Origin of the sequence: Halothermothrix orenii H 168, from assembly GCF_000020485.1 — a bacterium.
Classification (GTDB): Bacteria; Bacillota; Halanaerobiia; order Halanaerobiales; family Halothermotrichaceae; genus Halothermothrix; species Halothermothrix orenii.
Genome location: NC_011899.1, coordinates 1,858,809 through 1,879,480, shown reverse-complemented (window position 1 = coordinate 1,879,480; position 20,672 = coordinate 1,858,809). Strand labels below are relative to the sequence as shown.

Genomic DNA, 20,672 nt, shown 5'->3' with positions numbered 1-20,672 from the left:
AATATATAACAGGGGGATAAAATAATGCTGGAAGTAATTAATTTGAAAAAACAATACGGCAGTGATATGATATTAAATGGTGTTAATTTACAGGCCCGCCCGGGTGAAATTATTGCCATTATGGGCCCGAGTGGGTGTGGCAAATCTACTTTTATCCGCTGTATAAACAGGCTTGTCGAACCTGACGGAGGGGAAGTATATTTTAAGGGAACACCCCTCCATAAACTCAGTGAAGGAGACATGGAAGAGGTTCGTCAGAATATTGGTTTTGTCTTTCAGCATTTTAATTTGATAGACAGGCTTAAGGTCAGGCAGAATGTAGCCCTGGGCCTGATAAAAAAAGGTTTTAGTATCAAAGAAGCTGAGGATAAGGCGAGACTGGCCCTGAAGGATGTTGGCCTTAAGGAGCTGGCAGACACTGAGGTGAAAAATCTCAGCGGTGGTGAAAAGCAACGGGTCGGGATAGCAAGGGCCCTTGTTATGGAACCTGATTTAATTTTGATGGATGAACCGACAGCTTCCTTGGACCCTATTCTGGTTACTGAAGTCCTCGATGTTCTGGAAGAAATTGTCCGCCAGAAAAAGCAGACTACCATGATTATTGTAACTCACCAGGTAGCTTTTGCCCGCCGGGTGGCCGATAAAATATATTTTATGGACAAAGGTAAATTTATTGAGTCCGGGCCACCCGATGAGGTTCTTGAGTCACCGGTATCATGGATAGGAAAAAAGTATAAAAGCATCATAAATTACTATTAATTAATATATTTTTGCAGGATTTTTGTCATAATCTCTTGAATAAATATATATTCAGAAGGGAGGGAGGGAACTATGTTTATTGATGGTAATTTACAGCAAACTATAGAAAAACCTGTTAAGGCTTCAGGAACGGCACTCCACACCGGTAAAGAAGTTAATGTCAGGTTTCTTCCGGCCGGTGAAGATACGGGAGTAGTCTTCAAAAGAGTTGATTTGCCAGATAACCCGGAGATCAAGGCTGAGCCATGGCAGGTTGTATCAACCAGGAGATGTACCAGTATTGGCCTTTCTAAAGATAGTGATTCTCCTAAGGTTCATACAATTGAGCATTTAATGGCCGCCCTGTGGGCCCTGGAAATAGATAATGTTATTGTTGAAATTGATGCGCCAGAAACACCTGTTATGGATGGGAGTGCCCTTCCCTATCTGAAATTGCTTAAAAAAGCAGGTATCAGAGAATTGAGTTCACCCAGAAAAATATGGGTGATTGATGAGCCTGTCTGGGTAAAAAGGGGTCATATGTATATGGTCATTTTACCCTATGATGGGTTTAAAATAAGTTATACCCTTGATTATGACCACAAGGTTATTGGGACCCAGTTTTTTGAGTTTGATAAAGGTGAAAATTCCTTTGAAGAGGAGATTGCTCCGGCCAGGACATTTGGTTTTGAAAGGGAAGTAGAGGCTCTACATAGAAGGGGCCTGGCTTTAGGTGGCAGTCTTGAGAATGCTGTCCTCATCGGAGATGAGGATACTGTAAATCCTTTAAGGTTTTCTAATGAATTTGTCAGGCATAAGATTCTGGATGTAATAGGTGATATGGCTTTAAATGGATTTGTTTCGGGACATATAATAACCGTCAGGTCAGGCCATTCCTTACACGTTGAATTAGCTCAGGAGATTAATAAAAAACTTATACAGGAGAGTGAACGAGTATGATGTATATCCAGGATATTAAAAATATACTACCACACCGGTTCCCTTTCTTGCTGGTTGATAGAATTACAGAGTTAGAGCCTGGTAAAAAAGTAGTTGGTTTTAAAAATGTAACAGTAAATGAAGAATTTTTTCAGGGACATTATCCCGGACATCCAATTATGCCTGGTGTCCTTATAATTGAAGCGATGGCCCAGGTGGGTGGCTTTTTAATGATGTATAGTGTTGATGATGATGAGGAAAAGATTCCTCTCTTTGCCGGGATAGATAAAGCCAGATTTCGGCGCAACGTTGTACCGGGTGACAGATTAAGGATTGAGGCTGAGGTTATTAAGTTAAGAGGTAGAATCGGCAAGATTGCAGCTAAAGGTTTTGTTGAGGATGAATTAGCAGCTGAGGCTGAATTAATGTTTGCTATAAATGATAAGTAGAAAGGGGCTTGGTAGGTGTGAAACCTAAGCATGAAGGAAAACTTCTTCATATGGCCAAGATTCATGAGACTGCCATTGTGCATCCCGGTGCCAAAATCGGCAAAAATGTTGAGATCGGGCCATATTCTATAATTGGAGAAAATGTTGAAATCGGTGAGGGGACCAAAATAGGCCCCCATGTTGTCGTTGAAGGCTGGACAACCATTGGCAAGAATAATCAAATCTTCCACGGGGCTTCTATTGGTCTAGAACCCCAGGATATGAAATTTAAAGGAGAAAAAAGCTATCTATTTATTGGAGATAACAATATAATCAGGGAAAATGTAACCATTCACCGGGGTACCGAAGAGGGGGGCGGCGAGACCAGGATTGGTAATAATAACCTGATAATGGCTTATTGCCATGTAGCCCATGACTGTCAACTCGGAAACCATATAATTATGTCCAATGCTACCAATCTGGCCGGGCATGTTATTATAGAGGACTATGTTGTTATGTCTGGTTTGACCGGGGTTCATCAGTTTGTAAGAGTCGGAAAAATGGCCATGGTCGGGGCCCATTCCAAGGTTGTTAAAGATGTGCCTCCATATATTCTTGTTGATGGACATCCGGCCCGGGTTAATGGTATCAATGTAGTTGGCCTGCGGAGAAATGGGGTTGACCCTGATTTGAGACAGGAAATTAAAAGGGCCTATAAAATTCTCTACCGTTCCAATCTCAATACTTCCCAGGCCATTGAAAAGATGGATCAGGAACTGGATGCCAGTGAAGAAATTGAACACTTTTTAAGGTTTTTACGTAATGCCCAGCGCGGGATTTGCCGTTAGGTGGGTGGTCAAAGATGTCAAAAATAGGTTTAATTGCCGGCAGGGGTAAATTGCCTGCCATCTGGGCTGCAAGTGCGCGGGACCGGGGACATGATGTTTATGCCTTCCCCATTATCGAAGAGGCTGATGAAGGTTTGAAAAATATAGCTAAGGTTATAAAACCGGTTAATGTCGGTGCATTTGATAACCTTATTAATATTTTAATAGAGAATGATATAAGTAAAGTGGTAATGATCGGGAAGGTTAATAAGACCAGGCTTTTTGGTAAAACCCGGTTGGATGCAAGAATGCAACAGATGCTGGCAAACCTCAGGGAATTGAATGATGATAGCATTCTTTTAGGAATAGTTAATGAACTAAAAAAGGAAGGGATAGAGGTCTTAAAACAGTCCACTTTTATAGAAGACTTGTTCCCAACTCCGGGACCGGTAACCTCTAAAACCCCGGATGATTCCCTTCTGGAAGATATGAAATATGCTTTCAAACTGGCCCGTGGTATTGGAGGGCTTGATATCGGGCAGACTGTCCTCGTCAAAAATAGAGCGGTTCTGGCTGTTGAGGCTATTGAAGGAACCGATCAGGCTATAAAACGGGCCGGGGAGCTGGGTGGAGCCGGGGCTACCATGGCCAAGGTGAGCAAGCCCAATCAGGATTTCAGGTTTGATATTCCGACGGTGGGATTAACCACCCTCAGGAATCTTATAAAAATTAAGGCCCGGGGTTTAGTTATTGAGGCCGGTAAAACATTTATTGTCGACAGGGAAGAATTTATTGAAACGGCGGAGGCCAGTGGAATTACCGTTATGGCTTTAGAGTCTGCCTCCCCTGAATAAGGTGGTGAGTAATCTTTGGGCAAAATAATGGTAGTAGCCGGAGAAGTCTCTGGTGATATGCATGCAGCCAGGGTGGTCCGGGAAATTAAAAAATTAGCCCCTGAAACCCGGTTTTTTGGTATGGGGTCAAAATGCCTCCGGGAAGCAGGGGTTGAGGTTCTTGTTGATCCGACCGATATAAGCACCATCGGTTTTAGTGAGGCTCTGAAGAACTACAGACAGCACCGGGATCATTTGAAAATGATGAAAAAGGCCCTGGAGCGGGAAAAACCTGATGTAGCTTTACTGGTGGATTATTCAGGTTTTAATATAAAGATGGCCCGGATTACCAAACGAAAAAAAATCCCCACTGTCAGTTATTTTAGTCCTTCGGCATGGGTCTGGGGGAAACGTCGGGCCCGGAAAATGGCGAGGGCCCGGGCGGTTATTGCGTCAGTCTTTCCTATGGAAGAAAAAGTATACCGGGAAGCCGGGGCTGAGGTTCATTTTGTTGGACATCCCCTGTTAGATATGGTTAATGTCGAGGAGTCTAAAGATGAAATATGTAGAAAACTGGAGCTTGATGGGGAAAAACCCATTATCGGGTTAATGCCGGGAAGCCGGAAACAGGAAGTGGAATACCTTCTCCCTGAGATGTTGAAGGCAGCAGAACGGTTAAAGAAGGAAAAGGGTGATTTTCAATTTGTTATTCCCGTAGCTCCAGGGATTGACCGGGATAAAATTGTTGAAATGGCCTCCCGGTATAAATTGGTACTCAAGGTGGTTGAAGGGGCCAATTATGAGGTAATGAAGGCTTCTGATTTCCTGGTGGTTGCTTCAGGTACTGCTACCCTTGAAGCGACAATAATCGGAACCCCTATGGTCATCGTTTACCGGACGAGCTGGTCTACCTATCACCTAGGAAAATTACTGGTTAACCTTGACTACATAGGCCTCCCCAATATTATTGCTGACCGGGAGATTGTACCGGAATTGCTCCAGCAGGATGTTACCGCTGACAATATTTATCGGGAAATTACAAATTTCATGAGTAAACCCTATCTTATTAAAAGCATAAAAAGGGACCTGGAATATGTCAAAAATAAACTGGGAAGGCCTGGTGCCGTGAGGAGAACTGCAGAACTTGTTTTGAAAAAGGGCAAATTGTATATTTAGAATAGTTATAGATAAGTTATGTTTATACCCATATTTTTATATCCATATAAAGATATCCTGATTGATAAATCTAAAAAATTGTTTATATTCAAAACAGGGGTTGGTTTAGTTGTTTACCGGCAAAAAAGTTTTAATAATTTTAATAGTTTTATCTATTATGGTGGCAGGGGTGTTTTTCACCTTCCGGGCCGGAATCAACACCTCAGATAACCCTGAATCCACCCCTGATAAACAGACGGGAACTTACCGGGAATTAAAGGGGGCCAGGCTTACCCTTTATAGTAAAAGTAAAGATATTCGCCTTGAAGTTTCGTCCAGTAATGTTACTAACCGGGATAATAATAAGACTATTGATATGACTGGTATAGAGGTTAAAGTCAGGGATAATAAAACCGAGGAATTGCTTTATACTTTTAGTGGCCAAAATGGGCTCTACCTTGCCGACCGGGGAGAATTAAGGGTCTCCGGGCCGGTGGTATTGCAAAAGGATATGATAACTTTAAATAGTGGTTCTTTGTGCTGGAAGGAAAATAGTGATATAATTACAGGCAAAGGTGGGGTTAAGCTCGACCTCCCCCGATTTACTATTGAGGGAGATAAAATGGAGGCAGCCCCCGGGTCAGGTCTAGTTATGATACACGGTAACCAGGGCAAACAGGCCCGATTGACCTGGAAGGAGGAAAGTCATGCCAGTCAGAAAAATTAACAGGTGGGCACTTATATTATTTATACTTATATTATATCTTACTTATATGATATCTCCAGTGGTAGTAAGGGTCTATAGTGAAGGAAGGCGCCCTGAATTACTGGCTGATACTTTTACAGTTGATATTGAAAATTATTTTTATGATATAAAAGCCAGAGGTAATGTTACCCTTATTTATAAAGACTATACAGTGACCGGTGATAGACTAAAGTTTAATACCCGTACTGAAGATTTGGAGGTTTATAACCTGGGAAAAATCAGTACTCCTGAATATACCTTAAAAGGAGATACGTTGAAGGGGAACATTAATAAGGGTAAGTTTAATATTGATGGTAATATCAGTCTTATGGGAGATAATATACTCCTTACCGGAAATGTCATAGACCTTGACCGGAGTAAAGAGGTTGCCGTAATTACGGGTAAAACTTCTATTGAATATAAGGGGATAAAGGCAGTTTCTGATAAACTTACCTATAATTACAGGGAGGAGACTGTTTATCTTGAGGGGAATGTTTCCGGAAAGCAGGATGGTCATGAGTTTTCTGGTAATACCTTAAAAATTGATCTTTCCCGGGAGCAGATAATCCTGTCCGGGAATGCGAGCCTCTTATTTCCACAGGATACAGGTGAGGACAAATGAGTATTATAGCTAAAAATTTACTCAAAATATACAGTCGTCAGAAGGTTGTCAATAAAGTAAATTTAAAGGTTAAAAAAGGAGAGATTGTCGGGCTTTTAGGGCCTAACGGTGCCGGTAAAACAACCACCTTTTATATGGTCGTCGGGTTAATAAAACCTGATGGTGGAGAGATTTACCTGGATGATGATAATATAACCCATTTACCGGTTTATAAAAGGGCCCGCAAAGGTATTGGTTATTTGTCCCAGGAGCCTTCTGTCTTCAGGAAACTGACGGTCAGGGAAAACATTCTGGCAATACTTCAGGCCCGGGGTTTCTCTCCACAGGAGTCTGAATCGAAATTAAATGAACTTATGGAAGAATTTAATATAGGCCATCTTGAGGATAGACTGGGATATCAGCTTTCCGGTGGAGAAAGGAGAAGGGTTGAGATTGCCCGTGCCCTGGCAACAGACCCTTCATTTATTTTACTTGATGAACCCTTTGCCGGGGTTGACCCTATTGCGGTAACAGATATCCAGAATATAATAAGTTACCTTAAAAAGAGGGGGCTCGGGGTTTTAATTACCGACCATAGTGTCCGGGAGACCCTTTCAATTACCGACAGGGCCTATATAATGCACCAGGGGCAGATATTGCTGTCAGGGAGTTCTGAAGAGGTGGCTGAAAGTGAACTGGCCCGGAAGTTTTATCTGGGTGAAAGGTTTACCATGTAGGGGTTTTGCATACTTCATGCAGGAAGTTTTCCATATAATTCAGATAGAGAATTGAGTCAAATAATTAAATAAATTTATTATGGGAGACCCTCATATAAGCGAGGTGCCGTACCAATTGAAGATAATATACCGTTATTTAACCAGGGAACTTATAATGCCTTTTCTATTCGGGGTGGCAGCTTTTACAGCTATTTTTATCGGAACAGATATTCTATTTACCCTGACCAGGTTATATAATAACTTTGGAGTGGAGTTTACTACATTAGTCCAGCTATTTTTTTTAAAGCTACCTCCTATCATAGTACTGACATTCCCGATGGCTACCCTGATGGGAACCCTGATGTCCTTTGGCAGGCTGTCGGGTGACGGTGAAATAACTGCCTTCAGGGCCGGAGGGGTGAGTGTCTATAAAATAGTTATCCCATCATTGCTGGTGGGGTTAATTATGAGTGTTACCACTATTATGGTCAATGAAATGGTTGTTCCCCGGGCTAACTACCTTTATGATCAAATAGTCTGGGAGATAAAAAATGGAAGAAAGATGCCTGCTACCCAGTATGATTTAACCCTGACTCCTCTTGACAGGAAATACCGCCGCCCTGATTATATCCTTTACACTCACCGCTTTAATGGGGAAACGGGGATCATGAACGATGTCTATCTTCAGGATTACGAGAAAGGGGTACCTGTTACCCTTATTAAAGCCCGTAAAGCAGTCTGGCAGGGGGATAAGTGGCATTTTTATAATGGAAATATCTATTATTTTAAAGAAGGGGAAAGGGTCCCTGCTTTAAAATTTAATGAATATGTGATTAAACAACCCATTTATACTCCCCGCCGGATTGGAAAGATGAATAAAGATATTGAAGATATGAGTTTTAAAGAGCTCGGCGAATATATTCAATTCCTGGAAGAACAGGGGAAAGATACCTTTGAGGAGAGGGTTAAATATCACCAGAAAATAGCCATACCATTTGCCAGTTTTATTTTTGCCCTGCTGGCGGCCCCGCTCGGTATAAAGCCAAGGCGGTCCGGTGGTACAGCTACCGGTATGGGGTTAAGCATTATTGTTATCTTTATTTATTATACGATTATGACCCTCGGGAGTGCCCTCGGAGAAAGGGGAACTATCTCTCCCTTTTTCGGGGCCTGGCTCCAGAATTTTATTTTCCTGATAGTGGGTGGATATATGATTTACCGGATGAACAAGTAATTCATTCGGGGTCTTTCACAAATTATTTTTCTGGTAGCTAAACCGGGCGATAACTGTTAATATATTTTTCATGTTGAGGAAATCATACACAGGTTTTTTGCAGATGATTTCTGATTACAGATAATTCCCCGACATTAACAAATTTAAATTATTATGGCCTTAGGCCAATTTGTTCTTATGACAATCGCTTAATTTAAAGGGGGGTGCAGGTATGTACGGGATCTTACTTATAATCATGGTTATAGCTTTAAGTGGCTTAATAGCCTACCTGGGAGATCAGATCGGTATGAAGGTGGGTAAAAAGCGCCTGTCATTATTTGGCCTGCGCCCCAAATATACTTCAATAATTATAACAGTTTTAACAGGGATAATAATAGCGACATTGACCATAACTGTCCTGCTGGCTACCAATACCAGGGTTAGACAGGCCCTCTTTGATATAAAACAGGTCTTAACCAGGCTTGACAACTTAAACCATCAGTTAATTTTGAAGGACCAGGAATTGAAGGATATGAAGCTTAAAATAGACTCGAAGATTACTGAATTACGGAATATAGTTCACCAGAAAGAAGACCTGGAAAAGAAGTTAAAAAAGACCCAGGAAGAATTTGACGAGGTAAAAAATGAATTAAAGCAGGCCCGTCAGGATATTAAACAATTAAAGGAAAACCGGGAAGAATTACAGGCCAAGATTGATGATTTAAATAAACAGAGGCGGGAGCTTGAGGGCCGTATTGTGGAACTGAATGACGAGATAGCGGAAATAACCCATGCCTATCAGAAGGCCAGGGAGCTGGCTAACCAGTTTTATGCCGGTATTTCCAATTACATGGATAAGGATATAGTTTATCAACGGGGTGAAGTGATTTACTCTGATGTTGTTACTAAAGGTGACTCTGAAAGGGATATTGTTCTGGCTATCCGGGAATTTTTAAGAAAAGCTGATGAGGTAGTTAAGAAAAAGCCTGTCAAGGTTGATAAGGATACCGGTGTTGCCCTTTTAATTAAAGATGAAGATATTTATAATGTAGTCAGAAACGTTTTAAGTATGGATAGTAGGCGGGTAATAATCAAACTGGTTGCTGCTGTAAATATTCCCAGAAATGACTGGGTTTTAGCCAATTTTGTAACCAATGAAGATTTTGTTGTCTTTAATAAAGGAGAACTGATAGAGAGTACGATTATTGACTCGACAGATTCCCTTGAACAGCTGGAAGCTGAGGTCAAAGGTCTTTTAAGTGATATAAATACTAAAGCCATCAGGGAAGGTCTTCTTCCCGATAGTCAGGGGACAGTGGGGAGTATAGAGTTTACCCAGTTTTACCAGCTTTTAAGGAGGATTCAAAGTTATAACGGTCAGGTGAAAGTGAAGGTTTATGCTGCAGAAGATATCTGGCGTGAAGACCGGTTATCACATAACCTTGATTTTGAAATTTCACCTGCCAAAGGGGAGGAATAGACCTTGGTATTGGCAATTGACCCCGGGCGGGATAAATGTGGGATTGCTGTAGTTGACAGGAACCTGAAAATATTTTATAGGGCAATAGTCTCTCCTGGTAAGCTTGGGTCATATTTACAGAAATTGAGTCATAGGTATAGTTTAGAAGGAATTGTACTCGGTAATGGAACCTTTTCAGGGGAAGTAAAAAAAATAATTGAAGCTACAGTTAATATCCCTGTACACGAAGTTGATGAATCCTATACAACCTTAGAAGCTGAAGAGCGTTACCGCCAGGAACACTACACGGGGTGGAAGGTATTTTTAAAATTCCTGGGCTGGAAGCCAGCCTGTCCGCTGGACGACCTTGTGGCTGTAGTCCTGGCCGGGAGATATTTTCAAGGGAAAAATGCTGAATGATTAACTTAACACTTGCTGAATGATTAACTTTACCCTTATTAATTATAATATTTGCTGTTATATTTGCTTTATATCCCTTTCATATTTGCTTTTTCTGGTCGCAAAACTGTGATATGACTACTATTACTGTAAATTGTTTATTATAGAATTCGCTTTGGTTAACAGGTTTTTTGCAAAATGGTAAAAATTATTAACTAACTTATAGAAGGATTTTTAATAATTTAGTGGAATAGAATAGTTAGATACCAATATTCTCTCGCTTATCCTCCCGAGCCGCAATTTTATGCTCATCTGAAAAAACAATTTTATACAAGAAAACATATAAAAACTGGTGTATTTAGAAGTAGGTCAATCTTACCATAACTAAAAAAATTAAAAAAATTATTTTTTTCAGGGAGGATTTGAAGGGATTAATGTTGAATATTTTATACTGACTGAACGTTATACATAAAAACGTTCACTGGTATTTGTCAAAATTATCAAGTCCTTATTTTGATATTTAAATTACTTAAATCAGTTTAAAACATAACCATCCTAACAAGTTAAAAAATCTTATCATCTCCTGCCGAATCTATGGAAGAAAGGAGGTGCCCCCCGGACCACAGGCGAAAGGAGATGGTAGGGTTCTATAGATTCATTAAACACCGGAGAAGTTGTAACAATGAGGAAACCTGGACACTCATTGTTGGAATTCTCCAGGGTTGTTTAGTGAACATAGAACTATAAAAATATAAAAAACAACCAAGGGGGAATTTGAGTAATGAAGAAGTTTGGAATTGTTTTTCTTGCAATGCTTTTAGTTGTTGCTTTTGCAATGCCCACATTTGCTAATCCTTTTAGCGATGTACCTGAAAATCACTGGGCATATGAAGCTATTCAGAAGGTAGTTTCTGCCGGTATTTTAAGTGGTTACCCTGATGGAACCTACCAGGGTAAAAGAACTATAAACCGTTTCCAGATGGCTGTTATCATATCCCGTATCCTGGAAAACGTTGAAAAAGAACAGGCTGCTTTAGCTGATGAAGTAGAAGACTTAGGAAAAGGTTTAACTCCTGAACAGGCTCAGGATGTTACCGCTATCGTTAAAGCTATCATCGCTAAAAACAATCCTGAACAGCCTGAAAGCTTAACTGAACAGCAGGCTGAAGAAGTTGCTAACTTAATTGAAGCTTTAACCTTTGAGTTCAAAGCTGAACTTAAGGTTATCGGTGCTGACATCGACGCTCTCAAAACCGATGTAGCCGACCTCGATAGCAGAGTTAGCGACCTTGAAGAAGGTGGCGCTGTAACCTTCAGCGGAAGCTATGGTGTTGATTTTGACCACAATGATTGGGAAGGTAATGCCAATTACAACTACTATGTAGATTCTGATCAAGATGGACAATATGAGGGTAAAGAACCATATGTATATACTGATCCATGGGATACTGATTCTGACAAAATTGAAATAAATAAAGACAAAGGCTTCAGTCAAAGCTTAGATTTAGCAGCAAATATTTCTAAAGAAGGTTTTGATGCAGCTGTTAAATTTGATATTGCATCTGGTGACGATGAGGTATCATTAGATAGTGCTAGTTTAGCTCTTGAAAATGATACTCTTGCCCTTACCTATAACGAAGGTAATACCTATTCATTTGTAGATTACTTCTATAACAATGAAGAATTCAATGGTGTAACTCTTAACTTTAAGAAGGTAGCTACAAATACATTCTTTGGTCAGGAAGATGTAAAAGTTGGAGAAGTAGATGCTACTGATGATGACGACAATGTAAAATATGATGATGAAAATGGTAGTGAAGCTCAAACAGAGGATGTAACAGTTCCATTCTATGTATATGGTGCTGAAAAAGACTTTGGCTTTGGTGGATTAGATGTAACAGTAGGTTATGCTGGTCAGCGTGCCCAGGATAAAGATGAATATGAAGATAATATGCAAGTTGGCTATGAAAACCTCGAAGCTGATGTAGTTGGACTTGAAGCTGCTACTGACTTGGCCGGAGCTGAAGTTGGCTTTGACTTTGCTTACAGTATGCCTGTAGATGAAAATTATGATGCTGATTCTTTAATGAGGTTAGATGCCAGCAAGAGCTTAGGCTTTGCTGATGTTAAATTTGGTTACAGAAATGTCGGTGAAAACTTTATAATGTTTGGTGAAGATGCTGTACTGACTGATTCTGGTGAAGATGATTATGATGTTTATAGAACAGCATTGAACCCAGGTTTAAGTGGTTATAATTTAAGCGTCAAGCCAGCATTATTTGATAAATTAGATGCTGAGTTCTTCTATGCTAATGCTAAGTATGAAGAAAAAATTGATGTAATGGGTTCAGAAATTGGTGCAGAAGCAAATGGTAAGCTGATGGAACTTACTGCTGAAATGCCACTTCTTATTGATGGTCTAACTGTTAATGGTAAGTATTCAACTGAAGATGTAGTAGTTAAATATGAGTTTGCTGGTTTAACAGGTGAAGAAGAAGATAAAGAAAATACCATGGGCTTTGGTGCTGAATACAATTTCTTAGCTGACAAAGCTACTGCTACCTTTGACTATACTAGTGTAGATCCTGTTGAAGATGAAGGTCTGGCTACTGAACTAGAAACAACTACAAGTTTCGGAATTGAATACGCCATGAATAATTATCTGAATGCTAACTTTGATTATGAATCTGTTGCAAACTTAGGACATGTTAAAGAATATAATGGGGAAGACATGACTAAGACAGTGACTGGTTATGGTATAAGCTTGACTGATTATCCTGTAATTGGAGCTTTAACTGTAAGTGCCGGTTACAATGCTGAAAATACCAAAGGTTTCGAATACAACGCAGATGAAAGTAAAGCTAATGATCTGGAAGCTAAGACTACCGAATATAACTTAGGTCTTGGTTATACTGTTGGTGCTGCTGAATTAACCTATGACTATACTAACACTACTAAAGAAGGTGCTGCAGTAGCTAACGGTACCTATACTACCAATAAAGCCGGTTTAACTTATACCATCGTTGAAGGTACTGACCTTGTTGCTAATTATGAAGTATTAGACTTTGATGCAGAAGCAGATACAGATGACTACACTGTTAGCACTGCTAGCGCTGGTGTAAGTGTAGACTTCTAAGACCTATTATAACTGAAACACTTAATCCCCGGGGTTTTTCCCGGGGATTTTTTATTTCAGGTGAATTTTTTCTTTTAGGCCAAAAGAATGATTATAAACACTTGCTGGACAATATAAGATTTTAATAGATATAGATTTATCATGTAGTTCTGCACCTTAATCTTATCGGTGGAAAAATATAATAAAATCTGATATAATAAAAATGCTTCAATATATGGAATATATTTAGAATTATAAATACAAGGAGAATTAATATAAATATAGAATTAATAAATAAGGGGAAATGTATGCATTATGTCCGTGAAAGGGGGGCCGGTTATGGTTAACAGGCTTTTACCTGTCTTAATTTTATTAATAGTTATTTTATATAGCCAGCTTACTTATGCAGGTGACTTTAATACAACTCTGTGGATTGACTATACCTATCTAGATTATAATAGGTTTAAGCTCACCGATTATAAGCTGAGGCTCCCTGAAGAAGTAATGCTGCTTTCATTTTCCCATGAAATCCGTGAAGAGTTAATAGGGCTGGCCTCCCGATACAGTCATAGAACTGACTCCCTGCCCGTTAATTTACAGATATATAACCTCACCAGTGATCAAATACACCTTAAAAGAAATTATTCTGAAAGTGTCAGTCTCGATGAAGAAGCATCCAAAGAATCCATAGAGTTCAGGTTATATCCCGGTATTGTTATTAATGCTGATTACATCCAGGACGAACTGGATTCAGAGATTAAAAGTGAAACAAATATAGGCTTGATATATAAGTTGAATAACCGTACCTATCTGACTGCAGAGTATGGTCTGGAAAGCCGGGAATGGTGGGATATTCATGATATAGAGCTTGAGTCTGACGAGGGAGAAGGCGATAGCAGTACCGGAACAGGTGAACAGAATACTTCGCCTGATGATGGAACCAGTGAGGATGGCACCAGTAAGGAAACAGTTGTTGACAGGGAGCAGGAGGAACCATATACATACAAGAAGGAGGAAACCCGGAAAAGCAGGGTTGGTATATCCTATAAAACAACAGATGAGGTTACTATCTCGGCTGATTATGTTAGTGATGGTACTGATATAGGAGCAGTGACAACTGTTATCGGGGTTGAATATGACGTCGAGCAGGGTAAATTGTTGTATAAATACCAGTATAATTTCGGGGATAAGTCTAAACAAACGACAACCGGGGTTGAGGTCGACTTAAACGATCTGGCCACCCTGACCGCTTCCTATAAGTTGCTTAATTTCGAATCACTGGAAGAAAATCTGAAAGAAACTATCTGGGATATCGGAGTAGATTTAAATATATCCGACGTCTCTTCTTTATCGGTAGGTTATCAATTAAAGGATAATGATGAAACAGACCAGAGTCATAATGTAGAAGATGAAGATGATATTGAAGAATCAAATATTAAAGCTGAACTGGAAATAAAGTTTTAGGGAATAAAGGGGGAAACCAGGTTGGAAGTATTTAAAAGATATATAACTGTATTTATTATAGCTATTCTTGTTCTCAGCGGGGTATCTTATCCGGTTGGGTCTGAAGTAATCCCCATAAAACAGCTTAAAGAAGCAGAGATTATAATTCTGGGGGAACCCGATAATGGTCCTGTTTTTGACAGGGTAAATAGGCTTGAAAGATTATTATATGGTAAAGAACTTGAAGGTTCTCTGGTTGACAGGGTAAACAGGCTGGTTAGCTTTGTCTTACCTTCAAGCGGTAAGCCGTCTATGGTACTGCTTTTAAATGCCCTGGAGTGGACAATCACCAATAATATTTCTTATGGCCCGGTAAAAGAAAGGCTGGAATCGATTGAGAAGTTGACTTTTGGCCAGATAAAAACAGGATCAATTGTTGAAAGGTTGAGTGGTTTAGTTAATTTAAGCCTGCCTGATGGTAAAATTCCCACCAGGATTGTTACTATTCCGGCAGGAACTAAAATCAGGATTAAGCTTTTAAATAAAATAAGCTCCCGTGAATCCCAGATTGGGGAAATAATTAAATTTAAAGTTGTGCAAAATGTCAAGGTAAATGATATTCTGGTAATTCCATCCGGGATGCCGGGTTCAATGAAGGTGGTCAATGTATCCCGGGCCGGTCAGCTTGGTAAGGATGGCCATGTTGAGTTAAAGTATTTAAACGTTCTGGCCATTGATGGTAATGAAATACCATTTAAAATTCCTGAAAAAGTCTTCCGCGACTATCACTCACGGGAACTGGCCATTGCTGCCAGCCTTTTAAGTTATCTTGTGTTTGAGCATCCAGCCGGTCTTATAGCCGGTTATTTTGTCCGGGGGCAGGAAGAAGTTATTGATGCCGGGAATGAATTATATGTAGAGACTACAGAGGATGTTAAGGTATATGGGTTACAGTTATATCATTAATACATATATATTTGTCGTTGTGATTACCACCTATCCAGGAATATCTGGATAGGTTTTTGTTTACCATAGATTACTTAAAGGATTAGCGGGATTAGATGAGAATATATAAAAATAGAAGTTATCGATTTTAGTAAAAGATTTAATTAAAAGAATGGATTTATAAAGTGGGGTAATAAGATATGGTTAAAAATACAATGATAATAAAGGAATTTAGGCGGCTTTTTATTTTATTTATAATTCTTATAATTATAATAACAGGATTTAGCTCTTATATTGTTCAGGCCAGCAGTGAAGAGGTAGCCCCCTATGACCTTAAAGCTGCCGGGGATATCCAGTATGATTTAAAAAATGGGCTTATTTATGCCACAAAAGATGTTAGTTTTAAGATTAATAATTTAAATATAGAATGCCAGAAACTAAAGGTTAATCTGGCTGCAGAGGAAATAATAGCAGAGGGTGGTATCAAATTAATACTTAAAGATGAGACCCTTATCGGAAAGAGTCTGGTTTACAATTATGGAACAGGTTCAGGAACTATGGTTCAGGCAAAAACGAAAATAGATAGCCTTAACTTCCGGGGAGGGGTAATCCGGCTGGTTGAAGGAGAAGAATACCGGGCTGAAATAGAGGACGCCAGCTTTACACCATGTATTCTGGATGAACCTCATTACCAGATTAAAGCGAAGCGGGTTAAAATCTATCCTGATGAGAAGGTAGTTGGTGAAGATGTCGGGTTCTGGATAGGAAAAGTAAAGATAATTTCTCTACCGGGTTATGTAGTAGAATATAAAGAAGATGAAAAAACAGGGAAGAAGGAACTATATAATACCAGTCCTGTTCCTTCTCTAGGTTATAATACAGAGGATGGACTTATTTTAAGTATATATTATCCCTATCAATATGGAAATAATCTCGAGGGTAAATTAAATGCTTCAACAACCCAGGTCGGAGGGCAGAAAGCTATTCTGGAGAATAGATATAAGATAACCCCGGACCTGGTAGCCACCACCAGATATGTTTACAGTAAGGAATTCGAAGATGATGAGATCAATAAAGATAGTTTATTAAAGGGTGGCTTAAGTTTTAAAAGGAATAGATTGAAAGTTACAGGACTACTGGGTTATGATTTTATAGATGAGAAGCGCCAGGAAGAACTGGATATAAAATACCGTTATAGTAATAGAGCTAATATAACCTTATACCATGGTTTTACCAATGAAATGTTAGAACAACAACTTTATAAGTTAGATGGACATATTGGCCGATATCAATGGGAACTTAAGTATAATAAAGGTTATGATATTGATTCTTTCCCCTTTATCAGGTTATACTCACCCCGTTATAATTTAAATCTATTTAATTTGAAGTTCATTACAGGTGGTGGCCGGGTCACCAATAAAGGGATAACTACAGATAAAGGCCTTGTCAAGCTGCTAATAGACAAAAAACTAAGGTTAGCGACAGGACTTGACCTTACTTTTCAGGAAAAGGTAACAACTAATTTATATTATAAAGATAGCAGTTTTTCTGATTATAAAGTTTATGATTCCAATCTTGGTATTGACTATGGAATTAACCTCGGGACCTCTTTAGATATAAACTCAAATTTAAAATTTCAAATGGTTAATACTGAAGGGGACCCTTTCTTGCCTGATGATACAGCAGAAGAAGTTAAATTATTAAAACCGGGCCTTAGTTTTAAGTATAAACTACCGGAACCCGGATCTATGTGGATATTAAAATTAAATGGTTCATATAACCTCTACAGCAATTTTTGGGAAAGTGGAACAGTGTTAGTTCAGAGAAATTATGATTGTTTCAATTATTCCCTGGAAGTTGATTTAGTCAATGAAAGCCTCGGGGTCAATATTAATTTTTAATTAAATACTAATACTGAAGAAGACACTGGATATATGTATCCGGTGTTTTTTTTATGTCTTTTTGTATTATGTACTGGGTAAAATTGGTTAATAAAACAGACATGTCAAAAAATGCCTTTAATGTAGAAAACAACAACAAAAATACCAAAATCAAGATAAAAAAGCAAATAAATTACCATAAAATGAAGGAATATAGAAGTCTGTGGATAATTATAACATGGAAGAAGATTAAAAATGGGAAAAATGTAAAAAAAAGAAAAGCATATTTATGCTTTTTAAAAAAGTGAGGTGAACAGGAGATAAACCAAGGGTATAAAAATATACGAAAAATGGAGGAATTAAAACGAAAATGTCTTTATTTAAAAAAAGTAACCTGTATATTCTGCCTTTTATCTTAATATTGTTGATGGGGATAACTTTTGCTGCCCGGGGAGAAGCAGAGATAACAGGCAGTATTGAAAATGGAACAAAAAGAAATATCGACCTGGAAATAGATGATGGTAAAAAGATTAAAGAATTGGATGATAGAAATTTTTATAATCTCTGCTGGGTAAAGTATAAAAAAGAACTGGAATCCGGAGATTATTATTATATTAAACTGGAATATTATAAAAACAAATATATGGATAAGACTTATTATAATAATAAAACCTTGAATATCTGGGGTGTTTATTCGTGGGAAATCAATAAAAGATTAACAAATAAATATGAAGTAAATTTTAAGGACAAAAACTATTATATCGAAGATTACGAGTATAAATCCTACCTGGGGGCAAAATTGAAATGTGAATTTGATTATGAGCTCAATGATAGACATGAATATTCAGCCTATATACAGAGGTACTGGGAGGATAATAAAACAACAGATGATAGAGATAATGTGTCTGATACTCTGTCTGTTACCTGGGATTATGAAGTAAATTCAAAAACAGAGTTAACAACAAATATCAAGTTATGGCAGGAGGAACATCCCTGGGAGTCGAGTTCCACCAATAAATATGAGAAGACCATGTCTGTGGGGTTTGAGTATGAACTTTAAACCACAAAAAGATAATATACAACCAGAATCCTGGCTGGAATAAGTTCAGTCAGGATTTTTTTATTTATCTTTTTAACGTCATAGACTTCATATGTGGCAATTTTTGTGATATAATACTTTTTGAACTAAAATTGACGTGATCATCAAGATTTACGGGTACTGGCAAATCTTTGACCAGAGAGGAAATAATATTCTTACTAATTACATATAGTAAAATATAATACTTAAAGCAGTTTAAGTATTTTTATATAGATGGATAATAATAATTGTTTGACTGGAATTATATTAATTATACATTTTAATAAATTTTACTACTGGTAATGGATTTAATCATTAAACTTTTAAAGGAAGGGATGATTTCTCTTGAATTATATGTCTCGCTATAAAGAATGGCTTTTAAGTGATTATTTCGATGAGGAAACTAAAGCTGAACTGGAGAGTATTAAAGATGATAAAAAAGAAATTGAAGACAGATTTTATAAAGACCTCAATTTTGGGACCGGTGGTTTGCGGGGTATAATTGGAGCCGGGACAAACAGAATGAACAAATATACAGTTCAGAAAGCTACCCAGGGTCTGGCCAATTATATTATTAACTATAGTGAGAATGGAAAGGATCGCGGGGTTGTAATAGCTTATGATTCCCGCCACAAATCACCTGAATTTGCTTTAGAGGCTGCTCTTGTTTTAAATGGAAATGGGATAAAGGCCTACCTTTTTGATGAACTAAGACCAACTCCTGAGCTTTCATTTGCTGTCAGGGACTTAAATGCAATCGGTGGTATTGTTATTACTGCCAGCCATAACCCCCCTGAATACAATGGTTATAAAGTTTACTGGGAAGATGGGGGACAGGTAGTACCTGACCAGGCCCGGGAAATTATAGCGGAAATTGAAGAAATTGATGATTTTGAACTTGTTAAAAGAATAGATGAAAAAGAAGCCCGGAGTCAGGGATTACTGAAAACAATAGGTGAGGAAATAGATAAGCGATATATCGAGGAAATGCTAAAAGTCCTGCCTAATAAGGAACTGGCCTCAAAAAAGGGTAAAGATTTTTCAATAATTTATACCCCCCTTCACGGTACTGGAAACAAACCAGTTCGCCGTGTTTTAAAAGAATTAGGTTTTAATAATGTTCATGTTGTTGAAGAACAGGCCAAACCTGACCCTGAGTTTTCAACAGTAGAAAGCCCCAATCCTGAAGAATTTTCAGCTTTTAAAATGGCATTAGACCTGGCCGGGGAATATGAACCGGAGTTAATTATCGGAACAGATCCTGATTGTGATAGAATGGGTATAGTAGTAAAGAACAATGAGGGTGAGTATGTCGGATTAAATGGTAACCAGGTTGGTGTCTTAATGGCTGATTATCTCTTAAGTCAGATGAAAGAACAGGGTGAGTTGCCTGATAACGGGGTTATCATCAAAACTATAGTTACCACTGAAATGGTGAGAAAAGTTGCAGCTGACTATGGCGTAGAAGTAATGGATGTTCTCACCGGGTTTAAATTTATCGGTGAAAAGATAAAGGAATTTAAAAAGACCGGTGACCACACCTTCATATTTGGATTTGAGGAAAGCTATGGGTACTTAGCAGGGACCTATTGTCGGGATAAGGATGCGGTTATAGCATCTGCCCTTATAGCCACTATGGCTCTTTATTACCGGGAACAGGGGTTTAGCATTTATGAAAAGCTTATAGATCTTATGGAGAAATATGGCTACTATAAAGAAAAGCTGTCAGCCATAAAATTAGAAGGAAAGGAAGGTCAGGATAAGATTAAAAACACCCTGGCTACCATCAGGGAAGATAGGCCAGATAGTATTTCCGGTATTAAAGTAGAAGTATTTAAGGATTACAAAGAAAAGAAAAGTTATAATAATAAAACCGGTGAAATAGAAGATATTGATTTACCGGAATCCAATGTACTCCAGTTTAAACTGGAAGATGACAGTATGTTGACGATACGTCCTTCAGGAACCGAACCGAAACTAAAGATTTACTTTGCTGTCAGGGGAGAAAATGAAGAAGATGCTGAAAGAAAGATTAATGCTTTGAAAGAGAACTTTTTAGCCGAGGTTAATAAAATTATAGATGAATCTTAACTATGGTCTTTAATAATTGATTTTCCGTTCCAAAAACAGAGCGTAAGACGAACAGTTTTTAAGTTCC

Annotated in this window: 19 protein-coding genes; all 19 read left to right on the top strand. The window is 38.5% G+C overall.

Annotated features, from left to right (window positions below):
• The first annotated feature begins 24 nt into the window (after window positions 1-24).
• The 19 genes from HORE_RS09145 to HORE_RS09055 all read left to right on the top strand — a co-directional run bounded on the left by HORE_RS09145 (window position 25) and on the right by HORE_RS09055 (window position 20,605).
• Window positions 25-759 (top strand): amino acid ABC transporter ATP-binding protein, encoded by a 735-nt coding sequence (locus tag HORE_RS09145; protein ID WP_015923477.1) that lies wholly within the window; start codon window positions 25-27, stop codon window positions 757-759.
• A 72-nt stretch (window positions 760-831) separates the two neighbouring features.
• Window positions 832-1,698 (top strand): UDP-3-O-acyl-N-acetylglucosamine deacetylase, encoded by an 867-nt coding sequence (gene lpxC / locus HORE_RS09140; protein ID WP_015923476.1) that lies wholly within the window; start codon window positions 832-834, stop codon window positions 1,696-1,698.
• Window positions 1,695-2,126: a 3-hydroxyacyl-ACP dehydratase FabZ gene (gene fabZ / locus HORE_RS09135; RefSeq protein WP_015923475.1), complete on the top strand. Its 432-nt coding sequence runs from the start codon at window positions 1,695-1,697 to the stop codon at window positions 2,124-2,126. The genes lpxC and fabZ overlap by 4 nt, the downstream gene beginning before the upstream one ends.
• A gap of 50 nt (window positions 2,127-2,176) precedes the next feature.
• Window positions 2,177-2,953 (top strand): acyl-ACP--UDP-N-acetylglucosamine O-acyltransferase, encoded by a 777-nt coding sequence (lpxA, locus tag HORE_RS09130; RefSeq protein ID WP_050748653.1) that lies wholly within the window; start codon window positions 2,177-2,179, stop codon window positions 2,951-2,953.
• 14 nt (window positions 2,954-2,967) lie between these two features.
• Window positions 2,968-3,786 carry an LpxI family protein gene (locus tag HORE_RS09125; RefSeq protein ID WP_015923473.1) on the top strand — a complete coding sequence of 273 codons (819 nt, stop codon included), beginning with the start codon at window positions 2,968-2,970 and terminating at the stop codon, window positions 3,784-3,786.
• A gap of 15 nt (window positions 3,787-3,801) precedes the next feature.
• Window positions 3,802-4,941 (top strand): lipid-A-disaccharide synthase, encoded by a 1,140-nt coding sequence (gene lpxB / locus HORE_RS09120; RefSeq protein WP_015923472.1) that lies wholly within the window; start codon window positions 3,802-3,804, stop codon window positions 4,939-4,941.
• A 109-nt stretch (window positions 4,942-5,050) separates the two neighbouring features.
• A complete protein-coding gene (gene lptC / locus HORE_RS09115) occupies window positions 5,051-5,647 on the top strand; it encodes an LPS export ABC transporter periplasmic protein LptC (protein ID WP_015923471.1) in 597 nt (198 codons plus the stop codon).
• On the top strand, window positions 5,628-6,287 hold the full coding sequence (locus HORE_RS09110) for an LptA/OstA family protein (protein ID WP_015923470.1): 660 nt from the start codon (window positions 5,628-5,630) through the stop codon (window positions 6,285-6,287). The genes lptC and HORE_RS09110 overlap by 20 nt, the downstream gene beginning before the upstream one ends.
• Complete coding sequence (lptB, locus tag HORE_RS09105) at window positions 6,284-7,003, top strand: LPS export ABC transporter ATP-binding protein (RefSeq protein WP_015923469.1); 720 nt, start codon at window positions 6,284-6,286, stop codon at window positions 7,001-7,003. The genes HORE_RS09110 and lptB overlap by 4 nt, the downstream gene beginning before the upstream one ends.
• A 115-nt stretch (window positions 7,004-7,118) precedes the next feature.
• Window positions 7,119-8,216, top strand: coding sequence for an LptF/LptG family permease (locus HORE_RS09100; RefSeq protein WP_015923468.1), 1,098 nt, complete (start codon window positions 7,119-7,121; stop codon window positions 8,214-8,216).
• Window positions 8,217-8,427: 211 nt separating this feature from the next.
• Window positions 8,428-9,675, top strand: a complete 1,248-nt coding sequence (locus tag HORE_RS09095; RefSeq protein WP_015923467.1) for a DUF3084 domain-containing protein — start codon at window positions 8,428-8,430, stop codon at window positions 9,673-9,675.
• A 3-nt stretch (window positions 9,676-9,678) separates the two neighbouring features.
• On the top strand, window positions 9,679-10,074 hold the full coding sequence (locus tag HORE_RS09090) for a RuvC family protein (protein WP_015923466.1): 396 nt from the start codon (window positions 9,679-9,681) through the stop codon (window positions 10,072-10,074).
• Window positions 10,075-10,834: 760 nt separating this feature from the next.
• Complete coding sequence (locus HORE_RS12525; protein WP_015923465.1) at window positions 10,835-13,189, top strand: S-layer homology domain-containing protein; 2,355 nt, start codon at window positions 10,835-10,837, stop codon at window positions 13,187-13,189.
• Between the two features lie 318 nt (window positions 13,190-13,507).
• Entirely contained in the window at window positions 13,508-14,632 is a 1,125-nt protein-coding gene (locus tag HORE_RS09080; RefSeq protein ID WP_041606035.1) for a hypothetical protein, read from the top strand.
• Between the two features lie 21 nt (window positions 14,633-14,653).
• Window positions 14,654-15,577 carry a hypothetical protein gene (locus tag HORE_RS09075; protein WP_015923463.1) on the top strand — a complete coding sequence of 308 codons (924 nt, stop codon included), beginning with the start codon at window positions 14,654-14,656 and terminating at the stop codon, window positions 15,575-15,577.
• Between the two features lie 179 nt (window positions 15,578-15,756).
• The gene (locus HORE_RS09070; protein ID WP_015923462.1) at window positions 15,757-17,457 is read left to right on the top strand and encodes an LPS-assembly protein LptD; all 1,701 of its coding nucleotides are present in this window, start codon (window positions 15,757-15,759) and stop codon (window positions 17,455-17,457) included.
• Between the two features lie 68 nt (window positions 17,458-17,525).
• Window positions 17,526-17,744 (top strand): hypothetical protein, encoded by a 219-nt coding sequence (locus tag HORE_RS12980; protein ID WP_167935778.1) that lies wholly within the window; start codon window positions 17,526-17,528, stop codon window positions 17,742-17,744.
• Between the two features lie 62 nt (window positions 17,745-17,806).
• Window positions 17,807-18,496, top strand: coding sequence for a hypothetical protein (locus HORE_RS09060; protein ID WP_015923461.1), 690 nt, complete (start codon window positions 17,807-17,809; stop codon window positions 18,494-18,496).
• A 363-nt stretch (window positions 18,497-18,859) separates the two neighbouring features.
• Window positions 18,860-20,605, top strand: coding sequence for a phospho-sugar mutase (locus HORE_RS09055; RefSeq protein WP_015923460.1), 1,746 nt, complete (start codon window positions 18,860-18,862; stop codon window positions 20,603-20,605).
• Window positions 20,606-20,672: the final 67 nt, after the last annotated feature.